25 protein-coding genes and 1 tRNA gene are annotated in these 19,534 nt (G+C 73.3%); 19 read left to right on the top strand and 7 right to left on the bottom strand.

Going from position 1 to position 19,534, the window contains the following annotated elements:
• Positions 1 to 6: 6 nt before the first annotated feature.
• The 3 genes from SJY07_RS06740 to SJY07_RS06730 are packed head-to-tail and all read left to right on the top strand — an operon-like array spanning position 7 to position 1,710.
• Positions 7 to 462 (top strand): SRPBCC family protein, encoded by a 456-nt coding sequence (locus SJY07_RS06740; protein ID WP_328295019.1) that lies wholly within the window; start codon positions 7 to 9, stop codon positions 460 to 462.
• A gap of 35 nt (positions 463 to 497) precedes the next feature.
• Positions 498 to 956 (top strand): TerB family tellurite resistance protein, encoded by a 459-nt coding sequence (locus SJY07_RS06735; protein WP_328295020.1) that lies wholly within the window; start codon positions 498 to 500, stop codon positions 954 to 956.
• Between the two features lie 19 nt (positions 957 to 975).
• Complete coding sequence (locus tag SJY07_RS06730) at positions 976 to 1,710, top strand: RDD family protein (protein ID WP_380157916.1); 735 nt, start codon at positions 976 to 978, stop codon at positions 1,708 to 1,710.
• A gap of 18 nt (positions 1,711 to 1,728) precedes the next feature.
• On the opposite strand, the gene SJY07_RS06725 is transcribed toward SJY07_RS06730, so the two are convergent.
• Both SJY07_RS06725 and SJY07_RS06720 read right to left on the bottom strand, forming a co-directional pair.
• On the bottom strand, positions 1,729 to 2,343 hold the full coding sequence (locus SJY07_RS06725) for an isochorismatase family protein (protein WP_328295022.1): 615 nt from the start codon (positions 2,341 to 2,343) through the stop codon (positions 1,729 to 1,731).
• Positions 2,340 to 3,656, bottom strand: coding sequence for a nicotinate phosphoribosyltransferase (locus SJY07_RS06720; RefSeq protein WP_380157914.1), 1,317 nt, complete (start codon positions 3,654 to 3,656; stop codon positions 2,340 to 2,342). The genes SJY07_RS06725 and SJY07_RS06720 overlap by 4 nt, the downstream gene beginning before the upstream one ends.
• Positions 3,657 to 3,697: 41 nt before the next feature.
• Between SJY07_RS06720 and clpS the strand changes: the two genes are divergently transcribed.
• From clpS to SJY07_RS06680, 8 genes are all read left to right on the top strand, one after another.
• On the top strand, positions 3,698 to 4,009 hold the full coding sequence (gene clpS / locus SJY07_RS06715) for an ATP-dependent Clp protease adapter ClpS (protein ID WP_328295024.1): 312 nt from the start codon (positions 3,698 to 3,700) through the stop codon (positions 4,007 to 4,009).
• Positions 4,010 to 4,011: 2 nt separating this feature from the next.
• Positions 4,012 to 4,611, top strand: coding sequence for a DUF2017 domain-containing protein (locus SJY07_RS06710; RefSeq protein WP_328295025.1), 600 nt, complete (start codon positions 4,012 to 4,014; stop codon positions 4,609 to 4,611).
• A complete protein-coding gene (murI, locus tag SJY07_RS06705) occupies positions 4,608 to 5,447 on the top strand; it encodes a glutamate racemase (RefSeq protein WP_380157911.1) in 840 nt (279 codons plus the stop codon). Before SJY07_RS06710 ends, murI begins: the two co-directional genes overlap by 4 nt.
• A 60-nt stretch (positions 5,448 to 5,507) precedes the next feature.
• Positions 5,508 to 6,254, top strand: a complete 747-nt coding sequence (rph, locus tag SJY07_RS06700; RefSeq protein ID WP_380157909.1) for a ribonuclease PH — start codon at positions 5,508 to 5,510, stop codon at positions 6,252 to 6,254.
• A complete protein-coding gene (rdgB, locus tag SJY07_RS06695; RefSeq protein ID WP_380157907.1) occupies positions 6,251 to 6,892 on the top strand; it encodes an RdgB/HAM1 family non-canonical purine NTP pyrophosphatase in 642 nt (213 codons plus the stop codon). The genes rph and rdgB overlap by 4 nt, the downstream gene beginning before the upstream one ends.
• 1 nt (position 6,893) lies before the next feature.
• Entirely contained in the window at positions 6,894 to 8,468 is a 1,575-nt protein-coding gene (locus SJY07_RS06690) for a molybdopterin-dependent oxidoreductase (protein ID WP_328295029.1), read from the top strand.
• Positions 8,469 to 8,704: 236 nt separating this feature from the next.
• Positions 8,705 to 9,277 (top strand): ECF RNA polymerase sigma factor SigK, encoded by a 573-nt coding sequence (sigK, locus tag SJY07_RS06685; protein WP_328295030.1) that lies wholly within the window; start codon positions 8,705 to 8,707, stop codon positions 9,275 to 9,277.
• The gene (locus tag SJY07_RS06680) at positions 9,274 to 10,077 is read left to right on the top strand and encodes an anti-sigma factor domain-containing protein (RefSeq protein ID WP_380157904.1); all 804 of its coding nucleotides are present in this window, start codon (positions 9,274 to 9,276) and stop codon (positions 10,075 to 10,077) included. The genes sigK and SJY07_RS06680 overlap by 4 nt, the downstream gene beginning before the upstream one ends.
• A 30-nt stretch (positions 10,078 to 10,107) precedes the next feature.
• Here SJY07_RS06680 and SJY07_RS06675 read toward each other — a convergent pair.
• Both SJY07_RS06675 and bcp read right to left on the bottom strand, forming a co-directional pair.
• Positions 10,108 to 10,189: transfer RNA gene (locus SJY07_RS06675), tRNA-Leu, on the bottom strand.
• Positions 10,190 to 10,201: 12 nt separating this feature from the next.
• Positions 10,202 to 10,684: a thioredoxin-dependent thiol peroxidase gene (gene bcp / locus SJY07_RS06670; RefSeq protein WP_328295032.1), complete on the bottom strand. Its 483-nt coding sequence runs from the start codon at positions 10,682 to 10,684 to the stop codon at positions 10,202 to 10,204.
• A gap of 154 nt (positions 10,685 to 10,838) precedes the next feature.
• On the opposite strand from bcp, the gene SJY07_RS06665 reads away from it, so the two are divergent.
• The 5 genes from SJY07_RS06665 to SJY07_RS06645 all read left to right on the top strand — a co-directional run bounded on the left by SJY07_RS06665 (position 10,839) and on the right by SJY07_RS06645 (position 13,740).
• On the top strand, positions 10,839 to 11,129 hold the full coding sequence (locus tag SJY07_RS06665; RefSeq protein ID WP_328295033.1) for a DUF3618 domain-containing protein: 291 nt from the start codon (positions 10,839 to 10,841) through the stop codon (positions 11,127 to 11,129).
• A 102-nt stretch (positions 11,130 to 11,231) separates the two neighbouring features.
• Complete coding sequence (locus SJY07_RS06660; RefSeq protein WP_380162198.1) at positions 11,232 to 11,525, top strand: GroES family chaperonin; 294 nt, start codon at positions 11,232 to 11,234, stop codon at positions 11,523 to 11,525.
• Positions 11,522 to 12,859: a cytochrome P450 gene (locus SJY07_RS06655; protein WP_380162196.1), complete on the top strand. Its 1,338-nt coding sequence runs from the start codon at positions 11,522 to 11,524 to the stop codon at positions 12,857 to 12,859. The genes SJY07_RS06660 and SJY07_RS06655 overlap by 4 nt, the downstream gene beginning before the upstream one ends.
• The gene (locus SJY07_RS06650) at positions 12,856 to 13,269 is read left to right on the top strand and encodes a RidA family protein (protein WP_380157902.1); all 414 of its coding nucleotides are present in this window, start codon (positions 12,856 to 12,858) and stop codon (positions 13,267 to 13,269) included. The genes SJY07_RS06655 and SJY07_RS06650 overlap by 4 nt, the downstream gene beginning before the upstream one ends.
• A 117-nt stretch (positions 13,270 to 13,386) precedes the next feature.
• The gene (locus SJY07_RS06645) at positions 13,387 to 13,740 is read left to right on the top strand and encodes a hypothetical protein (protein ID WP_328295036.1); all 354 of its coding nucleotides are present in this window, start codon (positions 13,387 to 13,389) and stop codon (positions 13,738 to 13,740) included.
• Positions 13,741 to 13,743: 3 nt separating this feature from the next.
• On the opposite strand, the gene SJY07_RS06640 is transcribed toward SJY07_RS06645, so the two are convergent.
• Complete coding sequence (locus tag SJY07_RS06640) at positions 13,744 to 14,214, bottom strand: hypothetical protein (RefSeq protein WP_380157900.1); 471 nt, start codon at positions 14,212 to 14,214, stop codon at positions 13,744 to 13,746.
• A gap of 39 nt (positions 14,215 to 14,253) precedes the next feature.
• Between SJY07_RS06640 and SJY07_RS06635 the strand changes: the two genes are divergently transcribed.
• From SJY07_RS06635 to SJY07_RS06625, 3 genes are all read left to right on the top strand, one after another.
• Positions 14,254 to 15,177 carry a LysR family transcriptional regulator gene (locus SJY07_RS06635; protein ID WP_380157896.1) on the top strand — a complete coding sequence of 308 codons (924 nt, stop codon included), beginning with the start codon at positions 14,254 to 14,256 and terminating at the stop codon, positions 15,175 to 15,177.
• Positions 15,178 to 15,271: 94 nt separating this feature from the next.
• Positions 15,272 to 16,558, top strand: coding sequence for an RNase A-like domain-containing protein (locus SJY07_RS06630; RefSeq protein WP_380157894.1), 1,287 nt, complete (start codon positions 15,272 to 15,274; stop codon positions 16,556 to 16,558).
• The gene (locus SJY07_RS06625; protein WP_380157892.1) at positions 16,486 to 17,394 is read left to right on the top strand and encodes a hypothetical protein; all 909 of its coding nucleotides are present in this window, start codon (positions 16,486 to 16,488) and stop codon (positions 17,392 to 17,394) included. Before SJY07_RS06630 ends, SJY07_RS06625 begins: the two co-directional genes overlap by 73 nt.
• Before the next feature lie 4 nt (positions 17,395 to 17,398).
• Here SJY07_RS06625 and SJY07_RS06620 read toward each other — a convergent pair whose 3' ends face one another.
• Together SJY07_RS06620 and aztD are read right to left on the bottom strand one after the other, a co-directional pair.
• Positions 17,399 to 18,232 carry a metal ABC transporter substrate-binding protein gene (locus SJY07_RS06620; RefSeq protein WP_380157890.1) on the bottom strand — a complete coding sequence of 278 codons (834 nt, stop codon included), beginning with the start codon at positions 18,230 to 18,232 and terminating at the stop codon, positions 17,399 to 17,401.
• On the bottom strand, positions 18,229 to 19,467 hold the full coding sequence (gene aztD / locus SJY07_RS06615) for a zinc metallochaperone AztD (protein WP_380157888.1): 1,239 nt from the start codon (positions 19,465 to 19,467) through the stop codon (positions 18,229 to 18,231). Before aztD ends, SJY07_RS06620 begins: the two co-directional genes overlap by 4 nt.
• Between the last annotated feature and the right edge of the window lie 67 nt (positions 19,468 to 19,534).

Genomic DNA, 19,534 nt, shown 5'->3' with positions numbered 1-19,534 from the left:
GCTGAGGTGCCCGAGATCGTCCAGCGGACCATGGTCCGCGCCCCCGTCGCCGAGGTGTTCGACATGTCCCTCGACCTCGACGTGGAGCGGGTCGCGGGCAAGCGCTACAAGGTGAAGGCCGTCGAGGGGGCCGGGCGCACCAGCGGGCGGATCGAGCTGGACGAGAAGGTCCAGTGGCGGTTGCGCCTCCTCGGTCTGCGGGTCACCCACACCTCCCACATCACCGCCCTGGACCGCCCGCGGCGCTTCGTCGACGAGATGGAGTCCGGGGCGTTCCGGGCCTTCCGCCACGAGCACACCTACGAGCCCGAGGGCCCGCGAATGACGATCATGACCGACCGGATGGCGTGGACCTCGCCCTACGGTCTCCTCGGCCGCGTCGCCGACCTGCTCTTCGTCCGTCGCACGCTGCGCCAGCTGCTGGCCGACCGCAACTCCGAGATCGTCCGCCGCTTCAGCTGACGGAACCCCCGCGGGTCGGTGGCCGTTGCCCCGGTATGGGATTCCTGGACAACCTGAAGAGCAAGGGCCTGCTGGCGGGCGACCAGCTGAAGACGAAGGTCGGTCAGTTCAAGAGCAAGGACTTCGCCGAGGCGAGCATGGCGACCTGCGCCCTCATCGCGGCCGCCGACGGCAGCATCGAGCCGGAGGAGCGCCAGAAGACCGCGGCCTTCATCGCCAGCAACGACGTCCTGTCGATCTTCAACGCCGGAGAACTGCGTGAGTCCTTCGACAAGTGGTGCGGGAAGCTGACCGCCGACTACGACTTCGGCAAGATCGAGGCGCTGCAGGCCGTCGGGAAGCTGCGCAGCAAGCCCGAACAGGCCCGCGCGGTCGTCCAGGTCGGCGTGGTCATCGGCGGTGCGGACGGCGACTTCGACCCGAACGAACAGCGTGCGGTGCGTGAGCTCTGCCAGGCCGTGGGCATCGACCCCTCCGAGTTCGGCGTCGCCTGAACCTGACACGCTGACGACCATGAGCACGCCGGCCGGGTGGTACCCGGATCCTTTCGCCCCTGACGCGCTGCGGTGGTGGGACGGTGGGCGCTGGACCGAGCACGTCCACCGGGCCGCCACCACCAGCCCCCCGCAGCCCTGGCTCAGCAAGGCCCCGACCGCGCCGCAGCAGGCCCGCAGCCCCTACGGCGCACCGCACCAGCAGTACCCGCCCTCGCAGTACCCCGTGCCCGGGGTGAAGGCCATCGCCACCCCCGACGGGCAGGCGCTGGGCGGGTTGGGGTTCCGGCTGCTGGCCCGGATCGTCGACTGGATCCTGCTCGGCGTCATCGGGACCATCGCGGCGTGGTCACCCCTGCAGACCATCGACGCGCAGGTCCGGTCGGCCTTCGACGTGTGGATGGCGGGAGACCCGGAGCGCGGGTCGACGCTGATCGTCGAGGCCACCCGCAGCGGCGCCGCCTCCACGGCCACGTTCATCCTGCTGGCCGTCAGTGCCGTCTACACGATCCTCACCGTGCGGCTGGCCGGGGCGACCCCCGGCAAGCTGCTCTTCCGGCTGCGGGTCCGGGACTGGCAGCGCCCCGGGCTGCCGTCGTGGGGTCAGGCGATCATCCGCTGGCTGGGGTGCGACCTGCTGGGACAGGTCGTGCCGTTCTACTCCCTGATCGACTTCCTCTGGCCGTGCTGGGACCAGCGCAAGCAGGCCCTGCACGACAAGATGGGCCGCACCGTCGTCGTGCGGAAGCGCTAGGAGCACCACCGGGGACGACTACCCGAGGATCGGTTCCCCGACGAGGGCGACGCCCGCGCTGCGCAACTGCGCCAGCGCGGGCTCGACCGTCGCGGCCGAGATCCCGGCCGTCAGCCCGAGCAGCACCGTCGTCCTGAACCCTGCGGCCGCCGCATCCAGCGCGGTCGCCCGGACGCAGTGGTCGGTGGCGATCCCGACGACGTGGACCTCGGTGACCTCGTGGGCGCGCAGCCAGTCCGCGAGCCCGGTGTCCAGTTCGCCACCTTCCTCGGTGACCCGGCTCGTGGTGCCCTGGAACCCCGAGTAGGCCGCGCTGTACTGCCCCTTGCGGAAGACCGCCTCGATCCGTCGGGTCTCGAGGTTGTCGTGCAGCAGCGCGCCGTAGCTGCCGGCCCGGCAGTGCGGCGGCCAGCTGTCGACGAAGTCCGGGGTCGGCGAGAAGTGCGCGCCCGGGTCGATGTGGAAGTCCTGGGTCGCGACGACGTGGTCGTAGCCGATGCCCCGCCCGGCGGAGGTGTCCTGCTTCAGCAGCTGCGAGATCGCCGCGGCCACCTCGTCACCGCCGGCCACGCCCAGCGAACCCCCGGGGCAGAAGTCGTTCTGCACGTCGACGACGATCAACGCGCGGGTCACCGCAGCACCGTCCGGTTCGCGTCCAGCACGGTGGTCGGGATCGCCGGTTCGCCCTTGGACAGGGCCAGTCCGTCCCACGGCAGCGTCACCAGCGCCCGGTGCAGGTGCTCGCGGGCCGCATGCAGGTCGGGTAGGCCGCCGGAGTCCGCGGGGACCCGTTCGCCGTCCACGACCATCGGGATCTGCAGCGGCCGGTCGTTGGTCTCGCGCGGGGGGGCGGACCCGACGCCGAGGACCTCGTCGGTGGCGGTGCCCGTCGCCCGGTGCCGCCGGATCGCGACCTTGCGCCCGCCCTGGGTGACCTTGGACGTCGAGCGCTTCGCGACGGGACGGCCCTCGACCTCGACGAGCTTGTAGACCAGCCCGGCCGTGGGGGCGCCGGAGCCGGTGACCAGCGAGGTGCCCACGCCGTAGCCGTCGACGGGGGCGGCGGCGAGCGCGGCGAGGGCGTACTCGTCGAGGTCGCCGGAGACGACGATCCGCGTGGAGGTGGCGCCGAGGGAGTCCAGCTGCTCACGGGCCTGCACGGCGATCACGGACAGGTCGCCGGAGTCGATCCGGACGGCACCGAGCTGCGGTCCCGCGACCTCGACGGCCGTCGCGATGCCGGCGGTGATGTCGTAGGTGTCCACCAGCAGCGTGGTGGAGACCCCGAGCGCCGCGACCTGGGCGGCGAAGGCCTCCGCCTCGGTGTCGTGCAGCAGGGTGAACGCGTGCGCGGAGGTCCCCGAGGTGGGGATGCCGTACGTCGCGCCGGCCTGCAGGTTCGACGTCGAGGTGAACCCCGCGAGGTAGGCGGCGCGTGCGGCGGCGACGGCGGCCTGCTCGTGGGTGCGGCGCGAGCCCATCTCGATGATCGGGCGGTCCCCGGCGGCGTGCGCCATCCGGGCCGCGGCCGCGGCGATCGCGCAGTCGTGGTTGAGGATCGAGAGCACGACGGTCTCGAGCACGACGGCCTCGGCGAAGGTGCCGGTGACGGTGAGCATCGGGGAGCCGGGGAACCACAGCTCACCCTCGGCGTAGCCCTCGATCGACCCCGTGAACCGGTACCCGGCCAGCCAGCCCAGCGTCCTCTCGTCCAGCACGCCGTGCAGCCCGCTCAGCAGCTCCGGGTCGAAGGTGAAGTCGCGCACGGCGTCGAGGACCCGCTCGGTGCCGGCGACCACGCCGTAGCGGCGGCCGTCGGGCAACCTCCGGCCGAAGACCTCGAACGTGCACGGCCGGTCGCCGGTGCCGTCGGCCAGGGCCGCCTGCAGCATGGTCAGCTCGTACATGTCGGTCAGCAGCGCTGTGCTCGCGCGGGGGCTCCCCATGCTGGGAATCTAGCGAGCGCGGGGTTGCCTAGACTGCGGGGGTGCCCGCCGCTGTCCCCGTCGTCCTCACCGCTCCCACCGAGCTCGAGCGTCCGGAGACCGACCTCGGCACCGCTCCGGACACCCCGTGGGTCACCATCGTCTGGAACGACCCCGTCAACCTGATGTCCTACGTCGCCTACGTGTTCCGCACCCACTTCGGCTACTCCGAGGCCAAGGCCGACGCGTTGATGCTCGACGTGCACCAGAAGGGCCGCGCCGCCGTGAGCGCCGGCCGCCGCGAGGCGATGGAACGCGACGTCGAGGCCATGCACGGCTACGGGCTGTGGGCCACCCTGCAGAAGGACGAGTGAACGTGGCCACCTTCCGCCGGACCCGGCACGGGCACTTCTCACTGACCCTGCACCCCTCCGAGGCCGACCTGCTGGCCTCGCTGGCCCGTGAGGTCCTCGAACTCCTCGAGGTGCCCGCGCCCGCGCCGCAGCGACCCGTCGACCCGCTGCAGGCCGAGCTCGGTCTGCACGACCTGCCGAGCTTCGACACGCCCCTCGACGGCCTCGCCGGCGACGGACCGCTCGCCCCGCCCGAGGACGAGGTGCTGCGCCGGTTGCTGCCCAACGCCTACGGCGACGAGGACCCCGCGGCCTCCGCGGAGTTCCGCCGCTTCACCGAAGGCGGTCTGCGGGAACGGAAGGCGGCCGCGGCGAGCAGCCTGCTGGCCTCGCTGGCCCCCGTCGAGGGACAGGGCGGCCGGATCCAGCTCGACCCCGACGGCGCGCGCTCCTGGCTCTCCGCGCTCAACGACATCCGGCTCGCGCTCGGCACCCGCCTCGGCGTGAGCGACGACAGCGACCCCTTCACCGACCTCGCCGAGGACGACCCGGCGCGCTGGGCGTGGGCGGTCTACGACTTCACCACCCACCTGCAGGAGACCCTCGTGCGGTCGCTGTCGTGAGCCTCGAGCAGGACCTGCCGATCGGGATCTTCGACTCCGGCGTGGGGGGTCTCACCGTCGCCCGCGCGGTGCTGGACCAGTTGCCGCACGAGGCGGTCCACTACGTCGGCGACACCGCGCACGCCCCGTACGGGCCGAAACCCATCGCCGAGGTGCGCCGCCTCGCCCTCGACGTCCTCGACCGGATCGTCGAGTCGGGGGTGAAGATGCTGGTCATCGCCTGCAACTCCGCCTCCGCGGCGATGCTGCGCGACGCCCGTGAACGCTACGACGTGCCCGTCGTGGAGGTCATCCAGCCCGCCGTCCGCCGGGCCGTGCGCGCCACCCGCAACGGCCGGGTCGGGGTCATCGGGACCCGCGCGACGATCTCCTCGCGCGCCTACGAGGACGCTTTCGCCGCCGCCCCGCACCTGGCCCTCACCGCGACGGCCTGCCCGGCGTTCGTCGAGTTCGTCGAGCGCGGCATCACCAGCGGTCCCGAGCTGCTCACCGCCGCCCGGGGCTACCTGGAACCGGCGATCGCCGCCGACGTCGACACCCTCGTCCTGGGCTGCACCCACTACCCCCTGCTGATGGCCGTCCTGCGCAGCGTCGTGGGCGACGACGTCACCCTCGTCTCCAGCGCCGAGGAGACCGCCTTCGACGTCTACCGCGAACTGGCCACCCGCGAACTGCTGCGCCCCGACGACCGTCCGCAACCCCGGCACCGGTTCACCTCCACCGGCGACAGCGTCGCCTTCCGCCGCCTCGCCCAGCGCTTCCTCGGTCCCCAGCTCGGGCCGCAGCTCGTGGACGTCGAGGAGACCGGCCCGCTCTACCTCGGCGCCCTGCGCTGAGCGCCCGGCGGGTGGTGCCGGCGCAGGCCGCGCACAGCCGCCGGTGAGAAGGTGGGCCTCGTGACTGACCCGACCCGTACCTCTGGACGCGCCGACGGCCGCGCCGCCGACGAACTCCGTCCCGTGACCATCACCCGCAACTGGCTGGACCACGCCGAGGGCAGCGTCCTCGTCGAGTTCGGCCGCACCCGGGTGCTCTGCGCGGCGTCGTTCACCGAGGGTGTTCCGCGCTGGCGCAAGGGATCCGGCCAGGGCTGGGTCACCGCGGAGTACGCCATGCTGCCCCGGTCCACGAACACCCGCAGCGACCGCGAGTCCGTCAAGGGCAAGATCGGCGGCCGCACCCACGAGATCTCCCGGCTCATCGGCCGCAGCCTGCGGGCCGTCGTCGACACCGCCCAGCTGGGGGAGAACACCATCGTCCTGGACTGCGACGTCCTGCAGGCCGACGGCGGCACCCGCACCGCGGCCATCACCGGCGCCTACGTGGCGCTCGCGGACGCGATCGGCTGGGCCCGCGGCAAGGGCATCGTCAAGGCCTCCCGGCAGCCGCTGACCGGGACGGTCTCGGCGATCAGCGTCGGCGTCGTCGACGGGGTGCCGGTCCTCGACCTGCCCTACGTCGAGGACGTCCGCGCCGAGACCGACATGAACGTCGTCGTGACCGGCGACGGCAAGTTCGTCGAGGTGCAGGGCACCGCCGAGGGCGCGCCCTTCGACCGCGCCGAGCTGAACGCCCTGCTCGACCTCGCGCTGGGCGGCACGAGCACCCTCGCCGCGCTGCAGGCGGAGGCGCTCGCCCGATGAGCAGGGTCGTGCTGGCCACCCGCAACGCCCACAAGGTGGGGGAGCTGCGGGCCGTCCTCACGCCGCTGCTGCCCGACGTCGAGGTCCTCACCGTCGACGCCTTCGAGCACGTCCCCGAGGTCGCCGAGACCGAGGTGACCTTCGCCGGGAACGCGTTGCTGAAGGCCCGCGCGGTCGCCGCCGCCACCGGCGTCCCGGCGATCGCCGACGACTCCGGCATCAGCGTCGACGTCCTCGGCGGGGCCCCGGGGATCTTCTCGGCGCGCTGGTCGGGCCGGCACGGCGACGACGTCGCCAACCTGGAACTCCTCCTCGCCCAGATCGCCGACGTCCCCGCGCGGCACCGCGGCGGGGCGTTCGTCTGCGCGGCGGCCCTCGCCCTGCCCGACGGCTCGGCCGCCGTCCGGCTCGGGGAGCTGCGCGGGACGATCACCCCGACCACCGCCGGGGGTGGTGGCTTCGGCTACGACCCGATCTTCGTCCCCGAGGGGGCGCAGCGGACGCTGGCCGAGCACACCGCGGCGGAGAAGAACGCGGTCAGCCACCGCGGGGCGGCCTTCCGGGCCCTGGCCCCCCTCGTCGTCGACGTTCTCTCCGGGCGACCAATCCGACCCGAGCACGGCTCCGAAGGACAGTGATGTGAGGACAGCCACGAACACGGGGGAGAGCGCACCACCCGGCGTTGCGGAGGGGAAGCGCCGGTGGACCGGTGCGCTCTCGGGTGTTCTCAGCGCGGGGCTGACGTTCGGCGTGGGGCAGCTCGTGGCGGGGATCGTCTCCCCGTCGGCGGCTCCTCTCGTCGTCGTCGGCGACGCGGTCGTGGACCGGGTCCCGGCCTGGCTGAAGGATACCGCCATCCGGGCCTTCGGGACCCACGACAAGGTGGTCCTGCTCGCGACGATCACGGTCGTGGTCGTGCTGCTCGCCGCCCTGGCGGGGGTCCTGGCCCGGCGACGGCTGGCGGTCGGCGTCGGGATCGTGGGTCTGCTGGGTGTCGTGAGCGTGCTCGCGGCGGCCACCCGGCCGGACGCGACGACGCTGTCCCCCCTGCCCTCCGTCCTCGGGGCGGCGGCGGGGGCGTACGCGCTCACCGTGCTCACCCGTCGGCTCGCCGGACCCGGGGTGACGGGCCGCGCGGGCGGTCCACCCCGCCGGGCGGTCCTGCTGGGCGGTACCGCCGTCGTCGCGGCCGCCAGCGGTGGCGCGGGGCAGCTGCTCGTCGCCACCCGCAGCGCGGAGATCTCCCGTGACGCCGTCGTGCTGCCCGCGCCGGCCGATCCGGCGCCGGTCCTCCCCGCGGGGATCGACCCGAGCGACGCGATCGCCAGCGGGCTCACCACCTACGCGACGAAGAGCGCCGACTTCTACCGCATCGACACCGCCCTCGTGGTGCCCGACCTGCGGGCCGAGGACTGGTCGCTGAAGGTCCACGGTCTCGTGGACCGCGAACTCACCCTGACCTTCGACCAGCTCCTCGCGATGCCGCTGCGGGAGCGCTGGATCACCCTGACCTGCGTGAGCAACGAGGTCGGCGGCGACTACGTCGGCACCGCCCGCTGGCTCGGCTACCCGCTCGCCGACCTGCTCGGAACGCTGGGGGTGCAGTCCGGGGCGGACATGCTCTACGCCACCAGCACCGACGGGTTCACCCTCTCCGCTCCGCTGGCCGAGGTGACCGACGGCCGGGACGCGATGCTCGTCGTCGGGATGAACGGGCAGCCGCTGCCCCGCGAGCACGGGTTCCCCGTCCGCATGGTCGTCCCGGGTCTCTACGGCTACGTCTCGGCCTGCAAGTGGGTCACCGACATCGAGGTCACCCGGTTCGCCGAGAAGACCGCGTACTGGACGGACCGGGGCTGGGCCGAGAAGGGCCCGATCAAGACGGCCTCCCGCATCGACGTCCCGCGCTCCTTCGACAAGGTGCGCGCGGGGCGGGTCCCGATCGCCGGCGTCGCCTGGGCGCAGCACCGCGGGATCAGCGCCGTCGAGGTGCGGGTCGACGAGGGGGAGTGGGAACCGGCCCGGGTCCTGCCCTCCGCCTCCGCCGACACCTGGTGCCAGTGGGTCTACGACTGGGACGCGACCGAGAAGGGCAGTCACACGGTGCAGGTGCGGGCCACCGACGGCACGGGTGCGCCCCAGACCGACGTCGTCGCCGCTCCCGCCCCCGACGGGGCCAGCGGGTACGACTCGATCACGCTCAGCGTCCAGTGAACGTCTGAACTTCCTGCGCCGCAGACCAATCCCTCCGGTGCTCCGGTCCGAACCCCAGGTGTTCGAACGCTAGGGAACCTCCCCGGCCGGACCGCTGGGGGGAATCGTGGAGCTGGAGAGCGAATTCGGGGCCCGGTCCTGCGGGGTGGGTTCCCGTTGAGACACCTGGGACGACACCCGGGGCACCGGGCAGGAACCGCGTGCCGAGCCCCCGCCGGGGTGACACAGTGACGGTGATGACGACCTCGAGACCCCGCGACGCCGCGGAGACCAGCGCCGAATCGGCCCTGGCCTCCTCCGCCGACGGTGACCAGGCCGCCTTCGCGACGTTCTACGACGCGACCGCCGCGGCAGTCCACGGCACGGTCCTGCGGGTCCTGCGCGACCCGGCCCAGTCCGAGGAGGTCGTCCAGGAGGTGTTCCTGGAGGCCTGGCGGACCGCGGCCCGGTTCGACCCGACCCGGGGCAGCGCCCGCGCCTGGGTCGTCACGATGGCCCACCGCCGTGCGGTGGACCGGGTGCGTGCCTCGCAGGCCAGCTCGGACCGCGACGAGAAGGTCGGGGTCCGCGAGATCCCGCCCTACGACAGCGTGAGCGAGGAGGTGGTGGTGATGCTCGAGCAGGACGAGGTCCGCCAGGCCCTCGACGCGCTCAGCCCGTTGCAGCGCGAGGCCATCGACCTCGCCTACTTCGGCGGCCGCACCCACCGGGAGATCTCCGAGGACCTCTCGGTGCCGCTCGGCACCGTGAAGACGAGGTTGCGCGACGGTCTCATCAGACTGCGCGACGTCATGGGGGTGGCCCGATGAGCCCCCGCAACCACACCGACCCGATCAACCCGACCGACCCTTCGGAGGACCCCTTGCTCGCCGCAGCCTGGGCGCTCGACGCGCTCGACGACGCGGAGCGCGAGGCCTACGAAGACCGCCTGCGCTCCCACCCGGAGGAGCGCGCCGACGCCGACGCCCTGCGCGAGACGGCCTCCCGTCTCGGTGCGGCCGTCGCACCGCCCGCCCGGTTGCGTTCGTCCGTCCTCGACGCGATCGCCGCGACGCCACAGGAGACCCACGGACACGCCGCGCCGCCCCCGGTGCTCGACCTCGACGTCGCCCGCTCCCGGCGCGCACACCGTCGTGACGGTGCCCGCAGACCGTCGCGCTGGAGCATGCTCGTCGCCGCCGCGGGGATCGTCGTCGCGGCGGCCGGGGTCGGGGTGGGAGTCTCCTCCCGTACCGACCGACCGCCGACCGTGAGCGCCGAGCAGTCCGCCCGGCAGGAGGTCGCGTCCCTGCTGAGCACCCCCGGGGCGGTGGTCTCGACCGTCGCCGCCAACGACGGGGGAACCGCGACGCTCGTGCGGGCCGACGGCCGCCTCGGGGTGCTGACGACCGGTCTGCCCGCCGCCGGTGACGGCCGCGGCTACCAGCTGTGGCTCGCCACCGGCGACACGATCTCCTCCGCGGGGATGATCACCGTCGGAACCGGCGGGAGTTCCGCGACCGTCGTCGACGCCGGCAGTTCCGACGGGGTCGGGATCTCGGTGGAACCCGCCCACGGGTCGCAGCAGCCGACGACGACCCCCGTCGTCTTCACCGCCCTGCAGGCCTGACCGGTTCGGGTCCCTCTCCGGCACCACCGGTGCGGGAGAAGGGACTCGAACCCTCACGCCTCTCGGCACAGGAACCTAAATCCTGCGTGGCTGCCAGTTACACCACTCCCGCTCGCCCGCCAGGTTACTGGTCGAGCCCGAGGTCCTTGCGCAACTTCGCGACGTGCCCCGTGGCGCGCACGTTGTACTGGGCCACCTCCACGACACCCTTCGGGTCCACCACGACCGTCGAGCGCACCACGCCGACCGAGGTCCGCCCGTAGTTCGTCTTCTCCCCCCAGGCCCCGTACGCCTCCAGGACCCGGTGGTCGGGGTCGGAGAGCAACGGGAAGGTGATGCCGTCGCGTTCCGCGAACTGCGCCAGCTTCGCGACGGAGTCCTTCGAGATCCCCAGCACCCGGTAGCCGGAGGCGTTCAGGGCGTCGAGGGAGTCGCGGAAGTCGCAGGCCTGCGTGGTGCAGCCCGGGGTCATGGCCGCCGGGTAGAAGTACACGACGACGTGCTCCCCGCTCTCCTCCCGCAGCGACCGCAACGAGACGGTCGAGCCGTCGTGAGCGGGGAGCGTGAAGTCGGGGGCGAGGTCACCGGGCGAGAGTCTGGCGGTCATGTCCGGACGATAACGACTGCGCCGCCCGCGTGCCCCGTCAGGAGAGCGGGTCCCGGCTCCGGTACGGTTCCGGGGACACGCAGCAGGACGACGTCCTCCCCGGGTCGTGCCCGGGCTGCACGAGAACGACGTCGGACGAACACAGGAGGTGGCCGTGGCGGCCAGCGACGGCAAGGCCGAGATCACGACGACCGACCCCCGCGCCCTCGAGCGCGAGGTCGAAGCCCGTCGTGCCCAGCTCGCGGGCACCATCGACGAACTCACGTCGCGACTCGCTCCGGCGGCCATCAAGGACCGTTCGCTGGCGAGCGTGAAGGCCAAGGTCAACGACTTCGCCTTCGACCACCGCGGCGGGCTGCGCGTCGAGCGCGTCGCCGCCGTCGGCGTCGCCGTCCTCGGCGTCACCACGTTCCTGGTCGTCCGCGCGGTGCGCAAGCGCCGCTGAGCGGACCCCCCGACAGCGCCCCCGGCTCCCCACGGACCCGGGGGCGCTACGGTTCCCGCCGTGACACCCTCCACGACCGACCGGGACGGGCTGCCCGTCCGGATGCTGCACGACCGCGTGCTCGTCCTGCCCGACGACGCCGCCGAACGGAAGTCCTCCGCCGGCATCCTCATCCCGGCCACGGCCGCGGTGGGGAAGCGGTTGTCCTGGGCCGCCGTCGTGGCCGTCGGCCCGCACGTCCGTCAGGTCTCCCAGGGGGACCGGGTGCTCTTCGACCCGGAGGACAAGGCCGAGGTCGAACTGCACGGCAAGGGCTACACCCTGCTGCGCGAACGCGACCTGCACGCCGTCGCCGCCCCCGGCGAGCAGGACGGCCGGACCGGGTTGTACCTCTGAACCGCTACTCGCCGCTGGACGTCGCGGGGCCGCTGCCCTGGGACATGGTCCGGGCCGTCCCCGCGATCATGCGGGCCCCGCACCTCTTCCTCACCGACGTCACCCGCCGGCACGGACCGGTGGCCACCATCCCGATGCCCAGGACCCCGGTGCTCGTCCTCGCCGATCCCGACGGCGTCCGTCGCGTCCTCGTCGAGAACGCCCGCGGCTACGGCAAGTCCACGATCCAGTACTCGGCGCTCGCCACCGTCACCGGCGCGGGTCTGCTCGCCGGTGACGGCGAGGTCTGGAAGCAGCACCGGCGCACCGTCCAGCCGGCCTTCCACCACGGCAGCCTCGAGGACGTCGCCGCCCACGCCGTGCACGCCGCCCGCGGACTCGTCGCCGAGGCCGACGCGCTGGCCCCCGGGACGCCCCTGGAGGTCCTCGACGCGACCTCGCGCGCCGGGCTCGAGGTCGTGGGCCACACCCTCGCCGCCGCGGACCTCTCCGGCGACGCCCCCCTGCTGGTCGACGCCGTGGGCCGGGCGCTGGAACTCGTGGTGCGCCGGGCCGCGAGCCCCGTCCCCACGGCCTGGCCGACCCCCGCCCGGGCCCGCCTGGCCCGCGAGGTCGCCGTCATCGACGAGGTCTGCGCCCGCATCGTCGAACGCCGGCGCACCCGGTCCGTCGCGGAACCCCGCGACGTCGTCGGTCTGATGCTGGCCGCGGGCATGGACGACCGGCAGATCCGCGACGAACTCGTCACGTTCGTCGTCGCCGGCCACGAGACCGTCGCGTCGTCGCTGACCTGGACGCTGGACCTGTTGGCGCGCAACCCCTCCGTGCTCGCCCGCGTCCACGCCGAACTCGCCGACGCCCTCGGCGGGCGCGAGCCCGGCTGGTCGGACCTGGGGAACCTCCCGCTGCTGCGCGCCGTCGTCGACGAATCGCTGCGCCTCTACCCGCCCGCCTGGGTCGTGACCCGCAAGGCGCTCGCGGACGACGTCGTCGCCGGCGTCGAGGTCCCGGCCGGGACGCTCGTCATCGTCTGCACCTGGGCGCTGCACCGCGACCCCGCCGTCTGGGAGGCCCCGGAGGAGTTCCGCCCGGACCGGTTCCTGGCCGGGACCCGGCCCCCGGCGGGTTCCTACGTCCCCTTCGGGGCCGGGCCGCGGTTGTGCATCGGTCGCGACCTCGCCCTCGTCGAGGAGGTCCTGGTCCTCGCGACGTTGCTGCGGGGTCACACCGTCGCTCCGGCGGGCCCGCCGCGACCCGTGGACGCCCTCGTGACGTTGCGCCCGCGGGGCGGGCTGCCGTTGCACGTCGAGCGACTGGCACCCTCCCTCCCATGAGCGAGAGCACTCCCGTCAGCCGCAAGGAGACCTTCGTCTTCACCCCCGCCGACGGCGTCCCCCCGCAGGTCGGGCCGTTCGCGCACGCGACCCGCCTGGGCGACCTGGTCTTCGTCACCGGTCAGATGCCCACCGATCCCGCGACCGGGGCGGTCGTCGCCGGCGGCGTCGTCGAGCAGGCCGAGCAGGTCCGGGCGAACCTCGCCGCCGTGCTCGCGCAGTTCGGCATGACCTTCGACGACGCCCTGCAGGTCCGGGTGTACCTGCGGGAGTTCGACCAGGACTTCGCCGCGTTCAACGAGCGGTACACGACGTGGTTCGAGGGTCCGCTGCCCGCGCGGACCACCGTCGGCGTCACGGGCCTGGCCGTCGGCGCCCTCGTCGAGGTCGACCTGATCGCCGGCCGCTGAGGGCGCCTGCGCCGGACGGGTGAACCGGGAGCGGTGCTGCTCAAGCCCGTGACGTCCGCGACCGATGACCGGTGCACGGCCCCACCGGCCGTGCCCACGAGGTCGAGGAGGACCGCCGTGAAGCCGCTCCACCAGGTTCTGCGAGACCTCGAGTTCGCCGCCGGCCAGGGCACCCTGACGCCCACGTTCCTGGACGACTACGCCCTGCGCCACGGTGAGCAGGTCCTCGCCCTCTACGGTCTGGCCGCGCGCCGCGGCCTGACCGTCGCCGGTGAGGACGGCCGCAACGACCACCTCGCGGAGCAGAAGGAGTGGCACTCCAGCGTCGACCCCGTCGCGGTCGAGCGGGAACTCGACGCGCACTGCGCCGACGTCCTGCGCAGCGTCCGCGACGCCGTCGACGACGGTCGTCCCGCGTGTCTGCGCAAGCGCAGCCGGACCGGGTTCTACCCGATCACGCCGGGGCACTGAGGCTCAGGGCATCTCCATCGTCTCGGCGCGGCGGACCTCCGCCAGCGCCGCGTCGATCCGGCGCCGCAACGGGATCGCACCGGCCGTCACGAGCTCGTGGACCAGCAGCACCGAGTGCTGCAGGACCAGCGCGTGACCGAGGCGGGGGATCTCCTCCGGGTCCGGGTGCTCGCCCAGGGCGGCGGTCAGGACGACGACGAGGATCCGGGGGTCCAGTTCCGTGAACCAGGTCGCCGTCCCCGCGGTGGTGGTGACCGCGTCGCGCACGTCGTCGGCGTCGAGCCCGTCCGGGTGCTGCTCCTCCAACGTCTGGCGCAGCACCCACCCCAGGACGATCCGCGCCTGGTCGGCGTCGAAGCCGGCCAGCGCGGTCCCGGCGGCGGCGAAGTCGTCCGCGTCGGCGCGGGCGACCGCGTCCACCGCGTTCGTGACGAGACGGAGCAGGTGCGCGGGGTCGGCCGGGGTGGGACTCACCCCGCCATCCTCGCTGCTCCTCCCGCCTACGCTGCCGGGGTGCCCCTGGACCGCGTTCCCGACCTCACGTCGCTGCGGTTGTTCGTGGCCGTCGTCGAGACCGGGTCGATCGGCGCGGGCGCCCGCAGCGTCGGGATCACCCAGCAGGCGGCCTCCGACCGCCTGCGCGGGGTGGAGTCCCAGGTGGGCGTCGCCCTCCTGCACCGCAGCCGGCAGGGATCGGTCCCCACCGAGGCCGGGACGGTGCTGGCCGGCTGGGCCACGCGACTGCTCGACACCGCCACCGAGGTCGCCGAGGGCATCGCGACCCTGCGCACCGACAGCGCCGCCCGGCTGCGGGTCGCCTCGAGCATGACGATCGCCGAGCACCTCGTCCCGCGCTGGTTGCTCGTGCTGCGCCACCGCGCCACCACCGCCGGGTCGGTGCCGCCCGCGGTGGAACTCACCGCGACCAACAGCGTGCGGGTCCTCGCCGCCCTCGAACGCGGCGACGTCGACCTGGGTTTCGTCGAGGGGGCCGCCGTCCCGAAGGGTTTCCGCAGCCGTCCCCTCGCGCAGGACCACCTCGTCGTGGTGGTCTCCCCGGGCCACCCCTGGACCCGTCGCCGCCGGGTGGTCACCCCCGGGGAACTCGCCGCCACCGCCCTGGTGTCCCGGGAGACCGGGTCGGGGACCCGTGAGGTCCTCGAGAACGCGCTGGCCGCGGTCGGGCACGGCCTGGTGCCGCCCGCGGTGGTGCTCACGACCGCCACCGGCGTGCGCGAAGCCGTGCGCGCGGGCGCCGGTGTCGCCGTCCTCAGTCGCCTGGCCGTCGCCGACGACCTCGAGGCCGGTCGGTTGCAGGCCGTCCCCGTGGGGGGTCTCGACCTCGGACGGACGTTGAGGGCCGTCTGGACCGGCGCCGCCCGGATGCCACCGGGCCCCGCCCGCGACCTCCTCGGCGTCGCGGCCGCGAACCGCTGACGACGCTGCGTGCCCTGTGGACGAACTCCGGGGCGTTCCGCGAGTCCGGGTTAGTTTCCTCCCACGTCAGTAGTGACCGGGAGGAGGGGTTCGGGTGGACGAGTTGTCGACGTTGTCGCCGGGAGCCGCCGACGCCGCGGCCACCTCCGCGCGGCACGCCGCCGTGGCCACCGCGGCCATCGCGGGGCACGTCGGGTCGGGTGTGTCCGCCCTGGGGGGCTGGTACGGCGTCGCGCGCGACGGTTACGGCGAGCGGGTCCTGGAGTTGCAGGCCCAGTTGGACACGTTGTCCTGGACGGCCACCGCCGGCGCGACCCTGATCGAGGGTCACGCCCTGCAGTTGCGGATGCTGAAGGCGAAACTCGCGGGGATCGACGACGACATCGGAGCGGTCCGGCGCCGGCTGGACTCCACCCTGGTGGATCCGGCGGCCACGCAGGTCGACTGGGCGGAACTCGAACGCTGGCAGGCGAGTCGGGAACGGGTGCTCGCGGAGTTCGACGACGTCTCCGCGGAGTTCGCGACCCGGATGTTCTCGGTCCTGGACCAGGTCTCCGACCGCCCCCGCCGCCTCGGCGAGCACGTCGACGACGCCGTGTCGACGGTCGTCTCGGCGGGGCGGGACGCCGCGTTCACGGCGCTGGGCTGGGCCTGGGACCGACCGGGCTGGGTCTCGACCTGGAAGCAGGTTCCCGGGGCCGCCCTCGACGCCGCGCAGCACCCCGTCGAGACCCTCGCCGACGCCGTGGACTGGGACGACTGGTCGCAGGGTCGCTACGGCGCGGGCGCGGCGAGCCTGGGGATGGCGGTCGTCGGCCGGGGCGCCACCCGCAGCACGGGTCGGCTGGGCAAGGTGCTGCCGGACGGCCACCGGTGGGCGAAGTACCTGGACGCGGACGGGAACCCCCTGCCGCAGACGGTGGACGAACTGTTCGCCGGGGTGGACCTCGGCCGCAACGAGGTCTTCCGGGACGCGCACACGGTGGCGCGGCACGTGGACGTGGACGACGAGTTCCTGCGGAACCGGTTGCGGACGGGGGTGGTGGAAGGTGGCAGACTCAGGAGGCCCCCGCCCCGTGCGTCCCGCTGGACCGACGAGGCCACGGCGGAGAAGGTCATCGGTGAGGCGCTGCGTGAGCGCTCGGCCGACGTCGACCGGGCTGTCGGTCAGGGTGAGGAGAGGTACACCGTCCGGGCTCCGGCCGCGGCGGACGTCGGGGTCGTCTGGACCCTCGATCCCCACGGGAAGCCCGTGGAGGTTCCGGTTTCCGAAGTCGTCATCGTTCTCGAACAGGCAGGAGACGGATCGTGGTTCATCCTGACGGCGTACCCCGACGTCGCGTCGAGCCCTACCCCCTCAAGAGTGCCTTCATCGGACTGACGGGTTCGAGCCTCTGCCTCCGTCACCCCCTGGAGCGGGCGCTCGGAGGGCGCGGAGTCGACTTCGCCGACCAGCTCGACTGGTGGCGCTCCATCGTCGCCCTCGGCCACCGGGAGGACTTCGTCACCGTCATGCAGGACGTCGCGGGGGTGCTGTTCGTCGACCCACCCGAGGGGAACTCCTGGGTCCGCTGGGCGAACTGGGTGGACGAGCGGCTCACGGAACTCGTCGACGACCCGACCACGGTGGCCGACGTGCCGAGGTACGCCGAGAACTGGCAGATCCGGTACGGGGAGCTGGATGCCGCGGCCCGAGACGGCCTGCGTCGGGCGATGGCGAAGCTGTCCGTACCCGGAGGCGTGTCGCGGCGGGACTACCTCGTCCTCGACGTGGGCCGGCCCGTCGGAACGGTGAGCGCGGGAGAACACGACAGCAACCGGAGGTTCGACGAGACCGTGACCACCCGGGTCGGCGTGGTGCTCGAGCGGAGCGGTCGAACCCGGGTGATCGGCGTGCACGCGGCCGATCCGGAGGACGAGTTCCGTGGGGCGCAGTGGCGCGCCCGGTGGCCGGTGCTCACCTCGCTCCTGGGGGGGTGGTTCAGTCTCGCCGCGGTGGGCGACCAGGATCCGTCCGCGATGCAGTACCGGATGCTCCGGGAGGAGTCCGGCGAGCACCTCGAACGCCTCGCCGCCGAGGGCGCGGAACTCCTCGCCCTCGGCGACGACGACCTGCACGCCGCCGTCCGGGCGCTCGGGTGCTACGTCGAACCCTCCTGGCTCCGGCTCTGGCTGGAGTGGATGTTCTGGCGCATCGGGTACTTCGACTGGACGTGAACCCTCAGCAGTCCAGGCCCGACGACAGCGCCCTGAGGTTCTCCTCCATCAACGACAGGTAGTCCTGGTCCGCCTCGACGCGTTCCACGGGGTGCAGCACGGCGGTCGCCACCCCGAGTTCAGTGGCCAGCAGTTCGGCGACGGCGGGGTTCGCGCTCGCCTCGAAGAAGATCGTCTCGACGGGGTTCTCGCGCACCACCCGCACGACGTCGCGCAGCCGGGCCGGGGAGGGTTCCACGGACGGGTCGACACCGGCGATCCCGATCTGGCGCAGGTCGTAGCGCTGGGCGAGGTAGCCGAACGCCTCGTGCGAGGTGACCAGGGCCGCGCCCGCGCACCCGGCGAGCGCGTCGCGGTACCGGGCGTCGAGGTCACCCAGCCGGGAGTCGAGGCGGGCGGCCCCCGCGCGGTAGTCGTCGGCCCCCGCGGGATCGACGGCCGACAGTTCGGCCGCGACGTCGTGCCCGACCCGGGCCAGTCGCGTCGGGTCGAGCCAGAAGTGCGGGTCGTCCTCGAGGTCGGCGTAGCGGGCCGCGTCCACCAGGTGCTCCGGCGGTCGCGACGCCAGGACGTCGTCCACGGCGGGCTGCAGGGTCGAGAGGTGCACGACGACGTCGGCGTCGACGAGCGTGGCCAGCTGCCGGGTCGACACGTCCGCGTCGTGGCTGTCGGCGCCGGGGGCCACCAGGTTCGTCACGGCCGCGCGGTCCCCGGCCACCGCGGTGGCCACGAACTCCAGCGGGTGCGAACTCGTCACCACCGTCAGGCCCTCCTCCTGGCCGGCGGCGGGGGAGCAGCCGGCGAGGAGGAGGAGGACCAGGACGAGGAGGAACCTCACGCGGCGGCCTCGCCGGGCACGCCCTTGAGCTCGTTGGGCGTCACGCTCAACGCGGCGCTGCGGAAGACCTCGCCGGTCGCGATGTCGACGGCGTGCACCGACCGCGTCGCGGGGTCGCTCACGTAGGCGGTCCCGTCCAGGGTGAACACCTGCGGCTGCGGGCTCTGCCAGTCCTCCTCGACCTCCCACGCACCGACGACGGGGGTGGAGCGGACGACGGCGCCCGCCGCGGTGTCGATGAGGTGCAGCGCCCCGTCGGTGCCGAGGACGACCCCTTCGCCGTTCTCGCCGCGACCCAGCGAGCGGTACCAGTACGAACTGGGGAGGTCGACGAGGCGCAGTCGCCCCGTCGTCGTGTCGACCAGGGAGACGCGGGTCGTGAGTTCGACCTCGGCGTCGGGGTCGGTCTTGTAGTCACCGAGGACGATCGGGGAGTCCTCGGTGCCGAACTGGTTGCCGATGCGTCCGAACGCGTCGGGGCTGGCGACCTTGGTGGTGACGCCGTCGCGGTGGACGAGCACCCCGTCGCTGCACCCGATGACGACGGTCTCGTCAGCGGCGACCGTCTCGCCGTGGACGGCGGGGCACTCGTCCGAGGCGGCGACCTCGGCGTTCGCGGCGTCGAGCACGCGGATCCCGGTCCGTCCCTCCTCGTCGCCCTCGGAGACGACGACGTGCCCGTCGGAGAGTTCGACCGCGACACCGTGGTGGGGGTGCGGGGTGTCGAACTCCCGGGTCTCGGGGGCGTCGGCGATGTCCTCGCTGTCGAAGGACACGACGTGGCCGGTGCCGTCGTCGAAGAGGACCGTGCGTCCGGCGTGGGCGACGACGTGGCCCGGCTCCTCGGCGGGGAAGACGACGCCGGTGTCGTGCGGCTGCGTCGTCCAGAAGTGCGAGTGGTCCCCGTGCGGTTCGCTCCAGGCGCCCGTGTCGAGGACGTGGAAGCCGCTGACCCCGTCCCGGGTCCCGGACACCACCAGGTGCCGACCGTCGCCGGCGGGGTTGAGGCGGGTGAAGCCGTCGTAGGGCACGTCGGCGAGGACCTCCAGCGTCGAGCCGTCGAGGACCTGGACCCCGCCGTCGTAGCTGATCGCGACCCGTGGGGCCGCGGCGGCCACCTCGGTCTTCGCGTACGAGGGCTCGGCGGGGGCGGCGGGTTCCTCGGCGGCACCCCCTCCGCACCCGGTGAGCAGGGTCAGGGACAGCGGGAGGGCGAGGAAGGGGCTGCGGCGCACGGTGACTTGTCCAACCTGGTCGGGGGCTGTGAACGACCACGAAGCTAACACAACTGAGAATCGTTAC

The sequence above is a fragment of the Kineococcus sp. R86509 genome, assembly GCF_042466365.1.
In the GTDB taxonomy this organism is placed as follows: Bacteria; Actinomycetota; Actinomycetes; order Actinomycetales; family Kineococcaceae; genus Kineococcus.
The sequence above is the reverse complement of the archived record's forward strand: the minus strand, read 5'-3'. Positions and strand labels throughout refer to the sequence as shown.

Bases quoted from the DNA above. Each gene is read 5' to 3' on its own strand.
- SJY07_RS06735 (WP_328295020.1), top strand. From the start codon at position 498: ATGGGATTCCTGGACAACCTGAAGAGCAAGGGCCTGCTGGCGGGCGAC.
- SJY07_RS06730 (WP_380157916.1), top strand. From the start codon at position 976: ATGAGCACGCCGGCCGGGTGGTACCCGGATCCTTTCGCCCCTGACGCG.
- SJY07_RS06720 (WP_380157914.1), bottom strand. From the start codon at position 3,656: ATGGGGAGCCCCCGCGCGAGCACAGCGCTGCTGACCGACATGTACGAG.
- rdgB (WP_380157907.1), top strand. From the start codon at position 6,251: ATGAGCAGGGTCGTGCTGGCCACCCGCAACGCCCACAAGGTGGGGGAG.
- sigK (WP_328295030.1), top strand. From the start codon at position 8,705: ATGACGACCTCGAGACCCCGCGACGCCGCGGAGACCAGCGCCGAATCG.
- SJY07_RS06680 (WP_380157904.1), top strand. From the start codon at position 9,274: ATGAGCCCCCGCAACCACACCGACCCGATCAACCCGACCGACCCTTCG.
- bcp (WP_328295032.1), bottom strand. From the start codon at position 10,684: ATGACCGCCAGACTCTCGCCCGGTGACCTCGCCCCCGACTTCACGCTC.
- SJY07_RS06660 (WP_380162198.1), top strand. From the start codon at position 11,232: ATGCTGCACGACCGCGTGCTCGTCCTGCCCGACGACGCCGCCGAACGG.
- SJY07_RS06650 (WP_380157902.1), top strand. From the start codon at position 12,856: ATGAGCGAGAGCACTCCCGTCAGCCGCAAGGAGACCTTCGTCTTCACC.